Source organism: Peribacillus simplex NBRC 15720 = DSM 1321 (genome assembly GCF_002243645.1).
Classification (GTDB): Bacteria; Bacillota; Bacilli; order Bacillales; family DSM-1321; genus Peribacillus; species Peribacillus simplex.
The window spans coordinates 2,426,315-2,442,577 of record NZ_CP017704.1; the positions used below are offsets into that span (position 1 = coordinate 2,426,315).

A 16,263-nucleotide genomic window follows, 5' to 3' on the forward strand; every position below is an offset into this window, starting at 1 on the left:
TTCTATTTAAAAAAAGAAAAAGGGCATAGAACAAGTGAGTATATTCATTTGTCCCGCCCTTTTTCATCGTTGTTATTAAACTAATTCAATAACCACGACTGGTGCACCGTCACCGCGGCGTGGACCAACTTTCATGATACGAGTGTATCCACCTTGACGTTCTTCATAACGTGGAGCCACGTCACTGAATAGTTTTTGAAGGGCATCTGTGCCATTCTCAGCGTCAGCGATTTCGTTACGGATGAATGATGCAGCTTGACGGCGTGCATGCAAGTCACCACGTTTACCAAGAGTGATCATTTTATCTACTACAGAACGTAATTCTTTTGCACGTGCTTCAGTAGTTTCAATACGCTCATGGATAATAAGATCCGTAGCTAAATCACGAAGTAATGCTTTACGTTGTGCGCTAGTGCGTCCTAACTTTCTGTAACCCATTAGAGATTCCCTCCTTTGTTGAAGTTCTATATTGTGTGTCTAAAACAAGGCTCACAACATAATGGATTGATTCCGCCATGTTATCAGTCGTCTTTACGAAGACCTAAGCCTAATTCTTCTAGTTTCGCTTTCACTTCTTCAAGTGATTTACGACCTAGATTACGTACTTTCATCATATCTTCTTCCGTTTTATGAGCTAGCTCTTGAACGGTATTGATTCCAGCACGTTTCAAGCAGTTGTAAGAACGAACAGAAAGATCTAATTCTTCGATCGTCATCTCAAGAACTTTTTCTTTTTGATCTTCTTCTTTTTCAACCATGATTTCAGCATTTTGAGCTTCATCGGTTAAACCAACAAAGATATTTAAATGCTCTGTTAAAATCTTAGCTCCAAGTGCTACCGCTTCTTGCGGACCAGTACTGCCATCAGTCCAAACATCGAACGTTAACTTGTCAAAGTTAGACAACTGTCCAACACGTGTATTTTCAACTTGGAAAGATACGCGTGAAACTGGAGTGTAAAGAGCATCGATTGGAATTACACCAATTGGCTGGTCTTCTCTCTTGTTTTGAACAGCAGGAGTGTAGCCGCGGCCGCGACGTGCAGATAAACGCATACGCATATGACCGTTTTTACCAATTGTAGCAATATATAAATCCGGATTAAGAATTTCTACATCACTATCATGAGTGATATCAGCAGCCGTGATGACTCCGTCACCTTGAACGTCAATTTCCAGCGTCTTCTCTTCATCAGAGTAAATCTTAAGAGCTAGTTTTTTCACATTAAGAATGATAGATGTTACATCTTCCACGACGCCTTCAATTGTTGAGAACTCATGTAGCACTCCATCAATTTGTATAGCTGTGACAGCAGCACCTGGGAGTGAGGATAAAAGGATACGACGTAAGGAGTTACCCAATGTAGTACCATACCCACGCTCTAGTGGCTCTACGACGAATTTACCGTATTTGGTATCGTCGTTGATTTCAACCGTTTCGATTTTTGGTTTTTCTATTTCGATCATCAATAAACCCTCCTTCAAAACGTCAAAACCCCGGCAAGTAAACCAAGTCACTTAAACCGAAATTCCCCATGTATACGTTCCCGCTGTGCGCAACAACTGAAAATTAATCCTCTGTAAGAACGCAAACTCAGTATTATATCCCATTATTGACAGGAATACAAAATCTATACAGAAAAATTAAACACGGCGACGTTTTGGTGGACGGCATCCGTTATGTGGAACTGGAGTTACATCTTTAATTGCAGTTACTTCTAGGCCAGCAGCTTGAAGTGCACGAATAGCAGCCTCACGTCCAGCACCAGGTCCTTTAACTGTAACTTCAAGAGTTTTCATACCATGTTCAATTGATGTTTTAGCAGCTGTTTCAGCAGCCATTTGTGCAGCAAATGGAGTGGATTTACGAGATCCACGGAATCCTAGAGCTCCAGCACTTGACCAAGAAATAGCATTACCATGAGAGTCAGTGATCGTAACGATAGTGTTATTGAATGTTGAACGAATATGTGCAATACCAGTTTCTATATTCTTTTTCACACGACGTTTACGTGTATTAGTTTTACGTGCCATGAAAAGTAACCTCCTTTACTAATTATTTTTTCTTGTTAGCTACAGTACGACGAGGTCCTTTACGCGTACGAGCATTGTTTTTTGTATTTTGACCGCGAACAGGAAGACCACGACGGTGACGTAAACCACGGTAAGAACCGATTTCCATTAAACGTTTGATGTTTAGGGAGATTTCACGACGAAGGTCGCCTTCTACTTTAAGCTTGTCAATGATATCACGAATTTTGTTTAATTCGTCTTCCGTTAAGTCACGAACGCGAGTTTCTTCAGAAATGCCTGCTTCTGCAAGAATCTTAATCGCAGTTTGTTTTCCAATACCATATATATATGTTAATGAGATAACAATCCGTTTGTCACGGGGAATATCTACTCCAGCAATACGTGCCATGCTTGAGTGCACCTCCTTCTATTTAGCCTTGTTTTTGTTTATGTTTAGGGTTTTCGCAAATAACCATAACTTTACCTTTTCTGCGGATAACTTTACACTTTTCGCAGATTGGTTTGACTGATGGTCTGACTTTCATTGCTATCTAACCTCCTTATACAGATCGGAGCGTAACCGGATTATTTGAACCGGTATGTGATTCTGCCGCGAGTTAGATCATACGGGGAAAGCTCAACCGTAACTTTATCTCCAGGCAAAATGCGAATAAAGTGCATACGAATTTTACCGGATACATGAGCTAAAACAGTATGACCATTTTCTAATTCTACCTTAAACATTGCATTTGGCAAAGTCTCTTGTACTGTGCCTTCTACTTCAATTACATCATCTTTCGCCATTAAAGTGATTCTCCCTTCTCTATGCGTGAACCTATTAAAGGTACACATCTTTCCGTCAACATTACTACAGTCCAATTATCCTCATAAGTCTTACAATTCTGCATCAAGTATTCACCATTTTGTAGAACCAGGCTTAAACTGAGGACCTTTATCAGTTGGACCGAAATGAGGATTTTATGGGTCCTCATGTAAGTCTTGACCGATTCCGTGACCGACATACTCTCGAAATAGAGAAGCAATTAGTCTCGACATAGGTTTGAATAGCATGGGAGATGTTTGAAAGGCGCACGCCTGACATAGCTTCTTTCAACCCTCTATATCACGACTCTTTAGGAATCCCAATAGAGTCACTGCATTTCTTCATCAATTTTGCCGACCGGATATGTCCATGAAGATCACTTAAAAAGTAATCGCCCAATTCAGGGAATACCAAGTACAAGAACCTGATTAATAAATGTGCGAATGCTCTCGCGAAATCCATTATACCCTTTGTAATATAGGAATGCACCAAGTTTAACTAGTAAGTTATAAAAATGGTATGAATTTCATAAATCAATACGAATGATTAATTTTGTAAAGCACCAAGCAACACATCGATATTTTCAAATACCTTATTAATATCTTGCTGTCCGTCAATGTTAACCAAGTATCCTTTGTCTCCGTAGAAATCAAGAAGTGGCTTGGTTTGTTTCAAATTCACATCTAAGCGATTTTGAACCGTTTCTGCATTATCGTCGGCACGTTGATATAATTCTCCGCCGCAGCGGTCGCATACATCATCTTTAACAGGCGGATTGAAAACAAGATGATATGTCGCACCACATGATTTGCAAATACGACGTCCTGTCAATCTTTCCATTAAGATGCTTTTATCAACATCGATATTAATGACAAAATTCATTTTTCGATCTAAATCAGTAAGAATGCTTTCAAGTGCCTCTGCCTGCGCCACAGTACGTGGAAAACCATCAAGCAAAAATCCTTTTAGGCAGTCTTCCTTGCTTAAACGTTCACGTACAATGCCAATGGTAACTTCATCAGGTACCAATTCGCCTTTGTCCATGAATGATTTTGCCTTTAGACCTAATTCTGTTCCATCTTTTATAGCTGTTCGGAACATATCTCCAGTAGAGATATGAGGGATATTATATTTTTCTACGATTTGTTCAGCTTGAGTGCCCTTACCAGCACCCGGCAGACCCATTAACACTAGATTCAATTTTCTTCCCCCTCAAACTCTATAATGGGTAAAGGGAACAAGCCGTTCCCAAAACTCATTACTTTATAAAGCCTTTATAGTGTCTCTTCACAAGTTGTGATTCCAGCTGCTTCATCGTATCAAGGGCAACCCCCACTACGATTAGCAAACTGGTACCACCAATCTGTGCAGATTGAGGTAAATCAGCAAGCTTAATGAAAAATACCGGTAAAACGGCAATGATGGCTAAAAATATAGAGCCTACAAACGTCAAACGGTATAAAACACGTGTTAAATATTCTTGTGTACTCTTACCTGGACGAATCCCCGGCACATAGCCACCTTGCTTTTTCAAATTCTCAGCCATTTGTTCAGGATTAACCTGAATGAATGCATAAAAATACGCAAAAGCAATGATAAGAGCAACATATATGATCATCCCAATTGGCTTGGTGTAATCAAGATTTGTTGAAATCCAACTAGTCACGCTGTTCTTTCCAAAGAAAGAAGCGATTGTAGTGGGAGTAATGATAAATGCCATTGCAAAGATTACCGGAATAACCCCCGCAGCATTTACTTTCAATGGTAAATGAGTAGACTGGCCACCCATTTGTGTACGACCTACCGCAGCACGTTTCGCATACTGTATAGGAATTTTACGTAATGCCTGCTGAATGAAGATAACAGCAACCACGATTGCTAATACTGCTAAAATAATGAGGATAATCGTTATGATTCGTAAGAATAATTGATCCCCAGCATTTTCGAATTGTTGGGCGTAAATCTGATTTGCCGTATTAGGCAAACTAGCTACGATACCAGCAAAGATTATGATGGAAATCCCATTACCCACACCCTTAGCAGTGATCAGCTCCCCTAACCACAAAAGAAAAGCTGTTCCTGCCGTTAAGACAGTCGCAATAAGCAAGTATGTTGCAATTCCAGGATTTTCAATCAACTGGCCACCTGACATATTATTGAACCCATAAGACATACCCACAGCTTGGATAAATCCTAGGATAATAGTGAAGTAACGAGTGAATTGAGCTAATTTACGGCGCCCTGCTTCTCCTTGTTTAGACCATTCAGTGAACTTAGGAACAACATCCATCTGTAATAGTTGAACGATGATAGATGCCGTGATGTATGGCATGATACCCATCGCTAATATGGAAAAGTTTTGCAGTGCTCCGCCGCCAAAGGTATTTAAAAGACCGATGACGCTCAGCTGGTCCTGTTCAGCGAGAAAATCGGCATTCACATGCGGTACAGGTATAAATGTACCGATGCGATAGACGATTAACATTAGAAGGGTAAAAATAATCTTATTCCTTATTTCACCCACGCGCATAAAATTGGAGATCGTGCGAAACATTAGATCACCTCTGTTTTACCGCCAGCAGCTTCGATAGCTTCTTTAGCAGTAGAAGAGAATTTGTGAGCTTTAACAGTAAGCTTTTTCTCAATGCTTCCTTTTGCAAGAATTTTGATTCCTGCTTTTTCTTTACTTACAACTCCAGTCTCTAGTAAAAGAGCTGGTGTTACTTCAGTACCGTCTTCGAAAAGATTTAACGTATCAAGATTCACGATAGCATAGTCTTTACGGTTGATGTTGGTAAATCCACGTTTAGGCAAACGTCTGAATAGAGGAGTTTGACCCCCTTCAAATCCAAGACGCACACCGCCGCCGGAGCGAGCGTTTTGTCCTTTGTGTCCTTTACCTGCTGTTTTACCGTTACCAGATCCAATACCGCGACCTTTACGTTTACGTTCTTTACGAGAACCTTCTGCAGCTTTTAACTCATGAAGTTTCATGTTGGCACCTCCTTGTTAAGTTAAAAATTATTTTATTGTTCTTTTACAGTAACAAGATGAGATACTTTGGTAATCATACCGCGAATCGCAGGGTTATCTTCTTGAATAACCGTTTGATGCATTTTGCGTAAACCCAAAGTGTTAACTGTAACACGTTGATCTTCAGGACGACCAATCAAGCTGCGAGTGAGGGTAATTTCTAATTTATTAGCCATAATTCGATTTCCCTCCTTATCCTAACAGTTCTTGTACTGATTTCCCACGTAACTTAGCTACGTCTTCAGCACGTTTCAATTGCTTCAATCCTTCAATTGTTGCGCGAACCATATTAATAGGTGTATTAGTACCTAGTGATTTAGACAAGATATCACTTACTCCGCCTAATTCAAGTACCGCACGAACAGGACCACCAGCAATTACTCCTGTACCTTCAGAAGCTGGTTTCAATAGAATGTGACCTGCGCCATAGCGACCGTTCACAAGGTGAGGAATAGTAGTTCCAACCATTGGTACAGTAATTAGATTTTTCTTAGCATCCTCAATAGCTTTACGGATAGCATCCGGAACTTCTTGAGCTTTACCAGTACCAAATCCAACATGACCATTTTTATCACCAACAACAACTAGTGCAGTGAAACGGAAACGACGTCCGCCTTTAACAACTTTAGCTACACGATTTACTGTAACTACGCGTTCTTCAAGTTCTAATTTATTAGGATCAATGCTACGCATCTGTTATGTCCCTCCTTATCCATTAAAATTCTAAGCCGTTTTCACGAGCAGCGTCAGCCAATGCTTTAACACGACCATGGAAGAGGTAACCACCGCGGTCAAATACCACAGCTTTGAAACCTTTTTCAACAGCACGTTTCGCAATAAGTTCGCCAACTTTTTGAGCTGCTTCAGCATTGCTACTAGCTTCGATACTGATCTCTTTATCAAGAGTTGAAGCACTTGCTAATGTTACGCCTTTTGCATCGTCAATTAATTGTGCGTAAATGTGTTTGTTTGAACGGAACACATTTAAACGAGGACGAGCTTCCGTTCCAGAAAGCTTAGCACGTACACGCGCATGTCTTTTCTGACGAGTAGCATTTTTATCAAGCTTCGTAATCATTTACGTCACTCCTTTCGTTTACTTATGCGGCATTACTTACCGGTTTTACCTTCTTTACGACGAACGAATTCGCCTTCGTAACGAATCCCTTTACCTTTATACGGTTCAGGTGGGCGAACATCACGGATATTAGCTGCTAGAGCTCCTACACGTTCTTTGTTTGCACCTTTGATGATTACTTTTGTATTAGAAGGAACTTCGACTTCAACGCCAGCTTCTGGCTCTATTTCTACAGGGTGGGAATATCCAACGTTAAGGATAAGCTTAGTACCTTGCTTTTGTGCGCGGTACCCAACCCCAATAAGTTCAAGTGATTTTACAAATCCTGTTGATACACCTTCAACCATGTTAGAGATAAGTGCGCGAGTAGTACCGTGTAAAGAACGGTGATTCTTCTCGTCAGACGGACGTGTAACAGTTAACACGTTCTCTTCAACAACGATTGAAAGGTCAGGATTGAATGATCTAGTTAATTCACCTTTAGGTCCTTTAACAGTTACTTCACTTCCAGTAACAGTAACTGTAACGCCTGCAGGGATTTCAATAGGTTTTTTACCTATACGAGACATAATGTGCACCTCCATTCTTGTGAAAATGTATTACCAAACGTATGCTAAAACTTCTCCGCCAACTTGTTTAGAGCGAGCTTCCTTGTCTGTTAAAACTCCGTGAGAAGTAGAAACAATTGCGATACCTAAACCGTTAAGAACGCGTGGTACCTCTCCAGTTTTTGCATATACACGCAAACCAGGTTTGCTGATACGTTTTAGACCAGTGATAACACGTTCGTTGTTTGCACCGTATTTTAAGAAGATACGGATGATACCTTGTTTGTTGTCTTCGATTAATTCAAAGTCACGTACGAAGCCTTCACTTTTTAAGATCTCAGCAATTTCCTTTTTGATCTTTGAAGCAGGAACTTCCAGTTTTTCGTGACGAACCATATTCGCATTACGGATGCGAGTAAGCATATCTGCAATAGGATCTGTCATGACCATTATATTTTACCTCCTTCCCAAACTCGGGTTTTACCAGCTAGCTTTTTTAACGCCAGGAATTTGTCCTTTATATGCAAGTTCGCGGAAACAAATACGACAAAGTTTAAATTTACGTAATACAGAATGTGGACGTCCGCAACGTTCGCAACGTGTATATTCTTGTACTTTAAACTTTTGTTCGCGTTTTTGCTTTACGATCATAGACTTTTTAGCCACGATTTCGCCTCCCTTTATTTAGAGATTACTTTTGGAACGGCATTCCAACTTGAGTAAGTAGTTCACGAGCTTCTTCGTCAGTGTTGGCAGTCGTTACGATAACGATGTCCATACCACGAACTTTGCTCACTTTATCGTAATCAATCTCAGGGAAGATAAGTTGTTCTTTAACGCCTAATGTATAGTTCCCACGTCCGTCAAAAGATTTCTTTGAAACGCCACGGAAATCACGTACACGCGGTAAAGATACAGATACTAGCTTATCAAGGAATTGATACATACGTTCTCCACGTAATGTAACTTTCGCTCCGATAGGCATACCTTCACGCAAACGGAAGCCTGCGATTGATTTTTTTGCTTTTGTTATAACAGGTTTTTGACCAGTGATCAATGTAAGTTCTTCAACAGCTGTATCTAAAGCTTTCGAGTTAGATACTGCGTCACCCACACCCATGTTAATAACGATTTTCTCAATGTTTGGTACTTGCATTACTGATTGATAGTTGAATTTGCCCATCAATGATGGTGTAATTTCACTTTTTAATTTTTCTTTAAGGCGGCTCATTGCTTAGTGTACCTCCCTTCATTTATGACTTATTTATCTAAAGTTTCACCTGATATTTTAGCTACGCGTACTTTTTTACCATTTTCAATCTTATATCCAACACGAGTCGGTTTACCTGATTTAGGATCAAGTGGCATTACATTGGATACGTGAATAGCAGCTTCTCTGCTGATAATTCCACCTTGTGGATTAAGTTGAGATGGCTTGGAATGCTTTTTCACGATGTTAATTCCTTCAACAAGTACACGATTTTGTTTCGGATATGCAGAAAGAATTGTTCCTTGTTTGCCTTTGTCCTTACCAGAGATGACTACGACTTTGTCACCTTTTTTAACATGCATTAGCTTGGCACCTCCTTGAAAGGCTTTATACAAATTTTACATATTATAGAACTTCTGGAGCTAGAGAAACGATCTTCATGAAACTATTGTCACGTAATTCACGAGCAACAGGTCCAAAAATACGAGTTCCACGTGGGCTCTTATCGTCACGGATAATTACACATGCGTTTTCATCAAAACGAATGTAAGAACCGTCAGGACGACGCATACCACGTTTTGTACGGACAACAACAGCCTTAACGACTTCACCTTTTTTAACAACGCCTCCTGGTGTTGCCTGTTTAACTGTACAAACGATGACATCACCGATGTTTGCAGTTTTACGGCCAGAACCACCTAGGACTTTAATTGTTAGCACTTCACGAGCACCTGAATTGTCAGCGACTTTTAAACGAGATTCTTGTTGAATCATGTACGGTACCTCCCTTCGGAATTAGCTTAATCCGAACTATATTAAATGATTACTGCTTTTTCTACTACTTCTACAAGACGGAAGCGTTTTGTAGCTGAAAGTGGACGAGTTTCCATGATACGTACTACGTCGCCTGCTTTAGCTTCGTTTAGCTCGTCATGAGCTTTTAACTTTTTAGAGTATTTCACGCGTTTACCGTATAAAGAATGCTTTTTATAGGTTTCTACGACAACTGTTACTGTTTTATCCATTTTGTCGGATACTACGCGTCCAGTGTAGATTTTGCGTTGGTTGCGTTCGCTCATTCTGCAAACCTCCATTCATTATCGATTAGTGACACCGATCTCTCTTTGACGAACAACTGTTTTCATACGAGCAATCGATTTGCGAACTTCACGGATGCGAGCTGTATTTTCAAGTTGTCCAGTAGCTAACTGGAAACGAAGATTAAATAGTTCTTCTTTAAGAGATTTTAGTTTTTGTTCAATTTCAGCAGTGGTTAGATCTTTGATTTCATTAGCTTTCATTTGTTTCACCACCAATTTCCTCTCTTTTTACAAACTTACATTTGATTGGAAGTTTGTGTGCTGCAAGGCGCAATGCTTCTCTTGCCACCTCTTCAGATACACCAGAGATTTCAAACAATACTTTGCCCGGTTTAACTACTGCTACCCAACCTTCAGGAGCACCTTTACCGGAACCCATCCGTACTTCAAGCGGCTTAGCTGTGTAAGGTTTGCTTGGGAAGATTTTGATCCAAACTTTTCCTCCACGTTTCATATAACGAGTCATCGCAATACGAGCTGCTTCGATTTGGCGGTTCGTGATCCAGGAAGCTTCTTGAGCTTGAAGTCCAAATTCTCCGAAATGAACTTCAGTGCCGCCCTTAGCCATCCCTCTCATTTTACCGCGGTGTTCACGACGGTATTTTACGCGTTTTGGCAATAACATATTATTTTCCTCCTTCCTCAGATTTCTTCTTAGTAGGAAGAACTTCTCCACGGTAGATCCAAACTTTCACGCCTAGCTTACCGTAAGTAGTATCTGCTTCAGCATGAGCATAATCTATGTCAGCACGAAGTGTGTGAAGTGGAACTGTTCCTTCGCTGTAATGTTCAGCACGAGCAATATCAGCACCGCCAAGACGACCAGAAACTTGTGTTTTGATTCCTTTTGCGCCAGAACGCATAGTGCGTTGAATAGCTTGTTTTTGAGCACGACGGAATGAAACACGGTTTTCTAATTGACGAGCGATGTTTTCAGCAACCAATTTTGCGTCAAGATCTGCTCTTTTAATTTCAATGATATTGATATGAACTCTTTTGCCAGTTAGCTGGTTCAAAGCTTTACGTAGTGCTTCGACTTCAGTACCGCCCTTACCGATAACCATTCCTGGTTTAGCAGTGTGAACTGATACATTGATGCGGTTAGCAGCACGTTCGATTTCAACCTTGGATACAGAAGCATCATTTAAGCGTTTCGCAATATATTCACGAACTTTAATGTCTTCATGCAAAAGAGTAGCGTAGTCTTTATCAGCGTACCATTTGGATTCCCAATCACGAATGATCCCGATACGCATACCGATAGGATTTACCTTTTGACCCACAGATTACCCCTCCTTCTTTTCTGATACAACGATTGTAATATGACTAGTACGTTTGTTTATTGCACTCGCACGACCTTGAGCGCGAGGACGGAAACGTTTTAATGTTGGTCCTTCGTTAACGTATGCCTCTGAAACGACTAGGTTATTAATATCCATTTCGTAGTTGTGTTCTGCATTTGCGATAGCAGATTTCAGAATTTTTTCTACGACTGGAGAAGCAGATTTTGGTGTTAAGCGAAGAATCGCTACTGCTTCACCTACTTGTTTTCCTCGAATTAAATCTGCGACTAAACGCACTTTACGAGGAGCAATACGAACTGTTTTAGCGACAGCTTTAGCTTGCATGAGATGCCCTCCTCTCATTAACGTCTTGTTTTCTTGTCATCACTTGCGTGACCTTTATAAGTGCGTGTAGGCGCGAATTCGCCTAGTTTGTGACCTACCATATCTTCTGTTACATAAACCGGCACATGCTTACGACCGTCATAAACGGCGATTGTGTGTCCGATGAATTGCGGGAAGATTGTTGAGCGACGAGACCAAGTTTTTACTACCTGTTTCTTGTCAGCTTCATTTAATTTTTCAACTTTTACCAATAAATGATCATCAACAAAAGGCCCTTTTTTTAAGCTACGACCCATGCGAGTACCTCCCTTCGTGACTGTTCTACGGTTCTATATATGAACCGTAGCTCAATCCCGTTATTTTTTACGACGACGTACGATAAATTTATCGGATTTATTTTTCTTCTTACGAGTTTTGAATCCAAGAGTAGGTTTACCCCATGGAGACATTGGTGATTTACGTCCGATTGGTGATTTACCTTCACCACCACCGTGTGGGTGATCATTCGGGTTCATTACTGATCCACGAACTGTTGGGCGTTTACCTAACCAACGGTTACGGCCAGCTTTACCAATGTTGATAAGTTCATGTTGTTCATTACCAACTTGACCGATAGTAGCACGGCAAGTTGCAAGAATCATACGAACCTCACCTGAGTTTAAACGTACAAGTACATAACGACCTTCTTTACCAAGGACTTGAGCAGATGTTCCTGCTGAACGGACTAATTGTCCACCTTTTCCTGGTTTAAGTTCGATGTTATGAATTACTGTACCAACTGGGATGTTAATAAGAGGAAGAGCGTTACCCACTTTAATGTCAGCTTCTGGACCTGACATAATTTCCAAACCTACTTCTAGGTTTTTCGGAGCTAGGATATAACGTTTTTCTCCATCAACGTAATTAATTAATGCAATGTTTGCAGAACGATTTGGATCGTACTCAATAGTAGCAACGCGTCCTGGTATACCATCTTTATTCCGTTTGAAATCGATGATACGGTATTGACGCTTGTGGCCGCCACCTTGATGACGAACTGTTAACTTACCTTGGTTATTACGGCCGCCTTTGCTGTGTAAAGGAGCAAGTAATGATTTTTCCGGTTTGTCTGTAGTGATCTCAGCAAAATCCGAAGTTGTCATATTACGTCGACCGTTAGAGGTAGGTTTATACTTCTTAATCGCCATTTGTATTTCCCTCCTTCTCTAATGAATTAAGCTTCGAATAGCTCGATTTCTTTGCTGTCAGCAGTTAATTTAACAATAGCTTTACGGCGCTTGTTAGTATAGCCTGCATGTTTGCCCATACGTTTAAATTTACCTTTGTAGTTCATGATGTTTACTTTCTCAACTTTAACGCCGAAAATTTCTTGAACAGCATCTTTAACTTGAGTTTTGTTAGCTCTAACATCAACTTCAAAAGTATATTTCTTTTCAGCCATTACGTCTGAAGAGCGTTCAGTGATTACGGGGCGCTTAATGATATCGCGTGCATCCATTATGCAAGCACCTCCTCTACTTTTTCGACAGCTGATTTAGTCAAGATCAATTTGTTGTGTGAAACAACATCAAGAACGTTAAGACCAACAGCTTCAACTACAGTAACACCAGGGATGTTACGTGCAGAAAGAGCAACTTTCTCATCTAAACCGTCAGTAACAACTAACGTTTTAGTATCAACAGAAAGATTTTTAAGTACTGCTACAAATTCTTTTGTTTTTGGAGCTTCGAAAGACAAGCTTTCAAGTACCAAAATGTTCTCTTCCAATGCCTTTGCAGACAATGCAGATTTAATAGCTAAACGACGTACCTTTTTAGGTAGCTTGTAAGCGTAAGATCTTGGAGTAGGTCCAAAAACAACGCCACCGCCACGCCATTGTGGAGAACGGATAGAACCTTGACGCGCACGTCCAGTTCCTTTTTGTTTCCAAGGTTTACGTCCACCGCCTGCAACTTCAGAACGGTTTTTAACTTTATGAGTTCCTTGACGTAAGGAAGCTCGTTGCATGATGATTGCTTCAAATAATACATGATTATTAGGTTCGATACCAAAGATGGATTCATTTAGTTCGATGTCTCCAACTTGTGAACCTGTTTGGTTGAACAATGTAACTTTTGGCATTCTATTGCTCCTCCTTTCTCAGAAATTACTTTGCTTTAACAGCAGTTTTAACTTTGATCAATGCTTTTCTAGCACCAGGTACATTACCTTTGATCAATAGTAGGTTGCGTTCAACATCAACTTTAACGATAGCTAAGTTTTGAACAGTAATTTGTTCTCCACCCATACGTCCTGGTAATAGTTTACCTTTGAATACGCGGTTTGGAGCTACAGGACCCATTGAACCTGGGCGACGGTGGTAACGAGAACCATGAGACATAGGTCCGCGAGATTGTCCATGACGCTTGATAGAGCCTTGGAAACCTTTACCTTTTGAAATTCCTGATACATCTACTAAATCGCCTTCAGCGAAAATACTAACATTGACTTCTTGACCGATCTCATATTCAGTAAGATCCGTTCCGCGGAATTCGCGAATGAAGCGCTTAGGAGTAGTATTTGCTTTTTCAACATGGCCCTTTTCAGGTTTGTTAGAAAGCTTTTCGCGTTTGTTTTCAAAACCAACTTGAACTGCTTCATAGCCATCAGTTTCAACAGTTTTCTTTTGAAGAACCACGTTATTAGCAGCTTCGATAACTGTTACCGGAATAAGTTCACCGTTTTCAGCAAAAACTTGAGTCATACCGATTTTTCTTCCTAAGATTCCTTTGGTCATAAGTCACACCTCCTAGAGTAATTGTTCATATTTATATGAATTATAATTTGATTTCAATGTCAACGCCTGATGGTAAATCTAAACGCATCAATGAATCAACTGTTTGTGGAGTTGGATTAACGATGTCGATTAGACGTTTATGCGTACGCATTTCGAATTGTTCACGAGAATCTTTGTATTTATGAACCGCACGTAGGATCGTATATACCGATCTTTCAGTAGGTAATGGAATTGGACCAGATACAGCCGCACCAGAACGTTTTGCAGTTTCAACAATTTTCTCAGCAGATTGATCAAGAATTCTGTGATCATATGCTTTTAAACGGATACGAATTTTTTGTTTTGCCATAATTTTCCCTCCTTTTCGCCTATTTTAAAATAGACCTTCTCAATGGAAATTTCCCACACACTCGCCATGGCAAAGCGGCCGGGTGTGTCAGCAACCTTCCATATCATCGCAGTCAAAGACCAACATTGTCTATTATACATAATGCACAAGTAAAATGCAAGTTAAACTTAAACTTTTCTTGTGCAACACACTTTTATTATTATACATACTATCACAAGTATTTACAAGTAGATTCTACATGGTCTTTCATATCCATTTTCTTCAATTCGAAAATCCTCATGAAACTTAATAAATCCACTAATTTTTTTATCGATATTATAGAAGAACAAAATGAAAAACCTTTAGAAAATAGAAAAGAAGCAGATGGCGTCCCATCTGCTTCTCCCGGAAGGCGTCCCTTCCAATATTGTTTTATGAATCAATTACTCTGTGATTGTAGCAACTACGCCAGCGCCTACAGTACGTCCACCCTCACGGATAGAGAATTTAGTACCTTCTTCGATAGCGATTGGAGCGATAAGTTCTACAGTCATTTCGATGTTGTCTCCAGGCATAACCATTTCTACGCCTTCTGGAAGGTTACAAATACCAGTTACGTCAGTTGTACGGAAGTAGAACTGAGGACGGTAGTTTGTAAAGAATGGAGTGTGACGTCCACCTTCTTCTTTAGAAAGAACATAAACTTCAGCTTTGAACTTTGTGTGTGGAGTGATTGTACCTGGTTTAGCAAGTACTTGTCCACGTTGGATATCTTCACGGGATACACCACGAAGTAGTGCACCGATGTTGTCACCAGCTTCAGCATAGTCAAGAAGTTTACGGAACATTTCAACACCAGTTACTGTAGTTGGTTTAGACTCTTCGTTGAAACCGATGATGTCAACAACGTCACCGACTTTAACTTGTCCACGCTCAACACGACCAGTTGCAACTGTTCCACGACCAGTGATTGAGAATACATCCTCAACTGGCATCATGAATGGTTTTTCAGTGTCACGAGTTGGTTCTGGGATATACTCGTCAACAGCTGTCATTAATTCATGAATTTTTTCTTCCCAAGCAGCTTCTCCTTGAAGAGCTTTTAGTGCAGATCCTTTGATAACTGGAATGTCATCGCCAGGGAATTCGTATTCAGATAGAAGATCACGGATTTCCATTTCTACTAATTCAAGAAGTTCTTCGTCATCAACCATGTCGCATTTGTTCATGAATACTACTAGGAATGGTACACCTACTTGACGAGAAAGAAGGATGTGCTCACGAGTTTGTGGCATTGGGCCATCAGCAGCAGATACTACTAAGATTCCGCCGTCCATTTGTGCAGCACCAGTGATCATGTTTTTAACATAGTCAGCATGTCCTGGGCAGTCAACGTGTGCATAGTGACGAGTAGCTGTTTCGTACTCAACGTGTGCAGTAGAGATTGTGATACCACGTTCTCTTTCTTCTGGAGCACCATCGATTTGGTCATAAGCGCGAGCTTCTGCGCCACCAGTTTTAGCAAGTACAGTTGTGATTGCAGCTGTTAGAGTTGTTTTACCATGGTCAACGTGACCAATAGTTCCAACGTTAACGTGCGGTTTTGAACGATCAAATTTAGCTTTTCCCATTAGGAATTCCTCCTTAAAATTATAAATAAAAGATTAAGTATATAGGGCTGTGAAAGAAGACTAATTCTTCCATCACAGCTTACATAAGATAGTTAT

At 40.3% G+C, this 16,263-nt stretch carries 30 protein-coding genes; all 30 read right to left on the bottom strand.

The window, feature by feature from the left end; all coding sequences use genetic code 11:
* Window positions 1-75: 75 nt before the first annotated feature.
* Window positions 76-438: a 50S ribosomal protein L17 gene (gene rplQ, locus BS1321_RS11485; protein WP_034304973.1), complete on the bottom strand. Its 363-nt coding sequence runs from the start codon at window positions 436-438 to the stop codon at window positions 76-78.
* Between the two features lie 83 nt (window positions 439-521).
* A complete protein-coding gene (locus BS1321_RS11490) occupies window positions 522-1,466 on the bottom strand; it encodes a DNA-directed RNA polymerase subunit alpha (RefSeq protein ID WP_034304976.1) in 945 nt (314 codons plus the stop codon).
* A gap of 177 nt (window positions 1,467-1,643) precedes the next feature.
* On the bottom strand, window positions 1,644-2,033 hold the full coding sequence (rpsK, locus tag BS1321_RS11495) for a 30S ribosomal protein S11 (RefSeq protein WP_028390438.1): 390 nt from the start codon (window positions 2,031-2,033) through the stop codon (window positions 1,644-1,646).
* Between the two features lie 22 nt (window positions 2,034-2,055).
* Window positions 2,056-2,421 carry a 30S ribosomal protein S13 gene (gene rpsM, locus BS1321_RS11500; protein ID WP_063235804.1) on the bottom strand — a complete coding sequence of 122 codons (366 nt, stop codon included), beginning with the start codon at window positions 2,419-2,421 and terminating at the stop codon, window positions 2,056-2,058.
* A gap of 22 nt (window positions 2,422-2,443) precedes the next feature.
* Window positions 2,444-2,557, bottom strand: a complete 114-nt coding sequence (rpmJ, locus tag BS1321_RS11505) for a 50S ribosomal protein L36 (RefSeq protein ID WP_003156543.1) — start codon at window positions 2,555-2,557, stop codon at window positions 2,444-2,446.
* 40 nt (window positions 2,558-2,597) lie between these two features.
* Window positions 2,598-2,816, bottom strand: coding sequence for a translation initiation factor IF-1 (infA, locus tag BS1321_RS11510; protein WP_028390440.1), 219 nt, complete (start codon window positions 2,814-2,816; stop codon window positions 2,598-2,600).
* Between the two features lie 565 nt (window positions 2,817-3,381).
* Window positions 3,382-4,035 (bottom strand): adenylate kinase, encoded by a 654-nt coding sequence (locus tag BS1321_RS11515; protein WP_063235803.1) that lies wholly within the window; start codon window positions 4,033-4,035, stop codon window positions 3,382-3,384.
* 58 nt (window positions 4,036-4,093) lie between these two features.
* Complete coding sequence (gene secY, locus BS1321_RS11520; protein WP_063235802.1) at window positions 4,094-5,389, bottom strand: preprotein translocase subunit SecY; 1,296 nt, start codon at window positions 5,387-5,389, stop codon at window positions 4,094-4,096.
* Window positions 5,389-5,829, bottom strand: coding sequence for a 50S ribosomal protein L15 (gene rplO / locus BS1321_RS11525; protein ID WP_063235801.1), 441 nt, complete (start codon window positions 5,827-5,829; stop codon window positions 5,389-5,391). Before rplO ends, secY begins: the two co-directional genes overlap by 1 nt.
* A gap of 32 nt (window positions 5,830-5,861) precedes the next feature.
* Complete coding sequence (gene rpmD, locus BS1321_RS11530; protein WP_063235800.1) at window positions 5,862-6,044, bottom strand: 50S ribosomal protein L30; 183 nt, start codon at window positions 6,042-6,044, stop codon at window positions 5,862-5,864.
* A gap of 16 nt (window positions 6,045-6,060) precedes the next feature.
* Window positions 6,061-6,561 carry a 30S ribosomal protein S5 gene (rpsE, locus tag BS1321_RS11535; protein ID WP_034304987.1) on the bottom strand — a complete coding sequence of 167 codons (501 nt, stop codon included), beginning with the start codon at window positions 6,559-6,561 and terminating at the stop codon, window positions 6,061-6,063.
* A 22-nt stretch (window positions 6,562-6,583) separates the two neighbouring features.
* The gene (gene rplR / locus BS1321_RS11540) at window positions 6,584-6,946 is read right to left on the bottom strand and encodes a 50S ribosomal protein L18 (RefSeq protein WP_063235799.1); all 363 of its coding nucleotides are present in this window, start codon (window positions 6,944-6,946) and stop codon (window positions 6,584-6,586) included.
* Between the two features lie 32 nt (window positions 6,947-6,978).
* Window positions 6,979-7,515 carry a 50S ribosomal protein L6 gene (gene rplF, locus BS1321_RS11545; protein ID WP_063235798.1) on the bottom strand — a complete coding sequence of 179 codons (537 nt, stop codon included), beginning with the start codon at window positions 7,513-7,515 and terminating at the stop codon, window positions 6,979-6,981.
* A 30-nt stretch (window positions 7,516-7,545) separates the two neighbouring features.
* On the bottom strand, window positions 7,546-7,944 hold the full coding sequence (gene rpsH / locus BS1321_RS11550) for a 30S ribosomal protein S8 (protein WP_034304995.1): 399 nt from the start codon (window positions 7,942-7,944) through the stop codon (window positions 7,546-7,548).
* Between the two features lie 30 nt (window positions 7,945-7,974).
* Window positions 7,975-8,160, bottom strand: coding sequence for a type Z 30S ribosomal protein S14 (locus tag BS1321_RS11555; protein WP_034304998.1), 186 nt, complete (start codon window positions 8,158-8,160; stop codon window positions 7,975-7,977).
* Window positions 8,161-8,185: 25 nt separating this feature from the next.
* Complete coding sequence (gene rplE / locus BS1321_RS11560; RefSeq protein WP_063235797.1) at window positions 8,186-8,725, bottom strand: 50S ribosomal protein L5; 540 nt, start codon at window positions 8,723-8,725, stop codon at window positions 8,186-8,188.
* A 29-nt stretch (window positions 8,726-8,754) separates the two neighbouring features.
* Window positions 8,755-9,066 carry a 50S ribosomal protein L24 gene (rplX, locus tag BS1321_RS11565; protein WP_063235796.1) on the bottom strand — a complete coding sequence of 104 codons (312 nt, stop codon included), beginning with the start codon at window positions 9,064-9,066 and terminating at the stop codon, window positions 8,755-8,757.
* Between the two features lie 43 nt (window positions 9,067-9,109).
* Window positions 9,110-9,478 (bottom strand): 50S ribosomal protein L14, encoded by a 369-nt coding sequence (rplN, locus tag BS1321_RS11570; RefSeq protein WP_061440386.1) that lies wholly within the window; start codon window positions 9,476-9,478, stop codon window positions 9,110-9,112.
* Between the two features lie 41 nt (window positions 9,479-9,519).
* Window positions 9,520-9,783: a 30S ribosomal protein S17 gene (rpsQ, locus tag BS1321_RS11575; RefSeq protein WP_034305007.1), complete on the bottom strand. Its 264-nt coding sequence runs from the start codon at window positions 9,781-9,783 to the stop codon at window positions 9,520-9,522.
* 18 nt (window positions 9,784-9,801) lie between these two features.
* A complete protein-coding gene (gene rpmC, locus BS1321_RS11580) occupies window positions 9,802-10,005 on the bottom strand; it encodes a 50S ribosomal protein L29 (RefSeq protein ID WP_034305010.1) in 204 nt (67 codons plus the stop codon).
* A complete protein-coding gene (gene rplP, locus BS1321_RS11585) occupies window positions 9,995-10,429 on the bottom strand; it encodes a 50S ribosomal protein L16 (protein WP_053349061.1) in 435 nt (144 codons plus the stop codon). The genes rpmC and rplP overlap by 11 nt, the downstream gene beginning before the upstream one ends.
* Window position 10,430: 1 nt before the next feature.
* Window positions 10,431-11,087, bottom strand: coding sequence for a 30S ribosomal protein S3 (gene rpsC / locus BS1321_RS11590; protein WP_063235795.1), 657 nt, complete (start codon window positions 11,085-11,087; stop codon window positions 10,431-10,433).
* A gap of 3 nt (window positions 11,088-11,090) precedes the next feature.
* Entirely contained in the window at window positions 11,091-11,432 is a 342-nt protein-coding gene (gene rplV, locus BS1321_RS11595; protein WP_034305017.1) for a 50S ribosomal protein L22, read from the bottom strand.
* A 17-nt stretch (window positions 11,433-11,449) separates the two neighbouring features.
* A complete protein-coding gene (gene rpsS / locus BS1321_RS11600; RefSeq protein WP_034305018.1) occupies window positions 11,450-11,728 on the bottom strand; it encodes a 30S ribosomal protein S19 in 279 nt (92 codons plus the stop codon).
* 60 nt (window positions 11,729-11,788) lie between these two features.
* On the bottom strand, window positions 11,789-12,619 hold the full coding sequence (gene rplB, locus BS1321_RS11605) for a 50S ribosomal protein L2 (RefSeq protein ID WP_053349063.1): 831 nt from the start codon (window positions 12,617-12,619) through the stop codon (window positions 11,789-11,791).
* A gap of 26 nt (window positions 12,620-12,645) precedes the next feature.
* The gene (gene rplW, locus BS1321_RS11610; protein ID WP_057915217.1) at window positions 12,646-12,930 is read right to left on the bottom strand and encodes a 50S ribosomal protein L23; all 285 of its coding nucleotides are present in this window, start codon (window positions 12,928-12,930) and stop codon (window positions 12,646-12,648) included.
* Window positions 12,930-13,553, bottom strand: coding sequence for a 50S ribosomal protein L4 (gene rplD, locus BS1321_RS11615; protein ID WP_053349064.1), 624 nt, complete (start codon window positions 13,551-13,553; stop codon window positions 12,930-12,932). Before rplD ends, rplW begins: the two co-directional genes overlap by 1 nt.
* Window positions 13,554-13,578: 25 nt before the next feature.
* Window positions 13,579-14,208 (bottom strand): 50S ribosomal protein L3, encoded by a 630-nt coding sequence (gene rplC / locus BS1321_RS11620; protein ID WP_034305028.1) that lies wholly within the window; start codon window positions 14,206-14,208, stop codon window positions 13,579-13,581.
* Between the two features lie 40 nt (window positions 14,209-14,248).
* Window positions 14,249-14,557 (bottom strand): 30S ribosomal protein S10, encoded by a 309-nt coding sequence (rpsJ, locus tag BS1321_RS11625; protein WP_019244375.1) that lies wholly within the window; start codon window positions 14,555-14,557, stop codon window positions 14,249-14,251.
* Window positions 14,558-14,979: 422 nt separating this feature from the next.
* Window positions 14,980-16,167, bottom strand: coding sequence for an elongation factor Tu (tuf, locus tag BS1321_RS11630; RefSeq protein WP_063235794.1), 1,188 nt, complete (start codon window positions 16,165-16,167; stop codon window positions 14,980-14,982).
* Window positions 16,168-16,263: the final 96 nt, after the last annotated feature.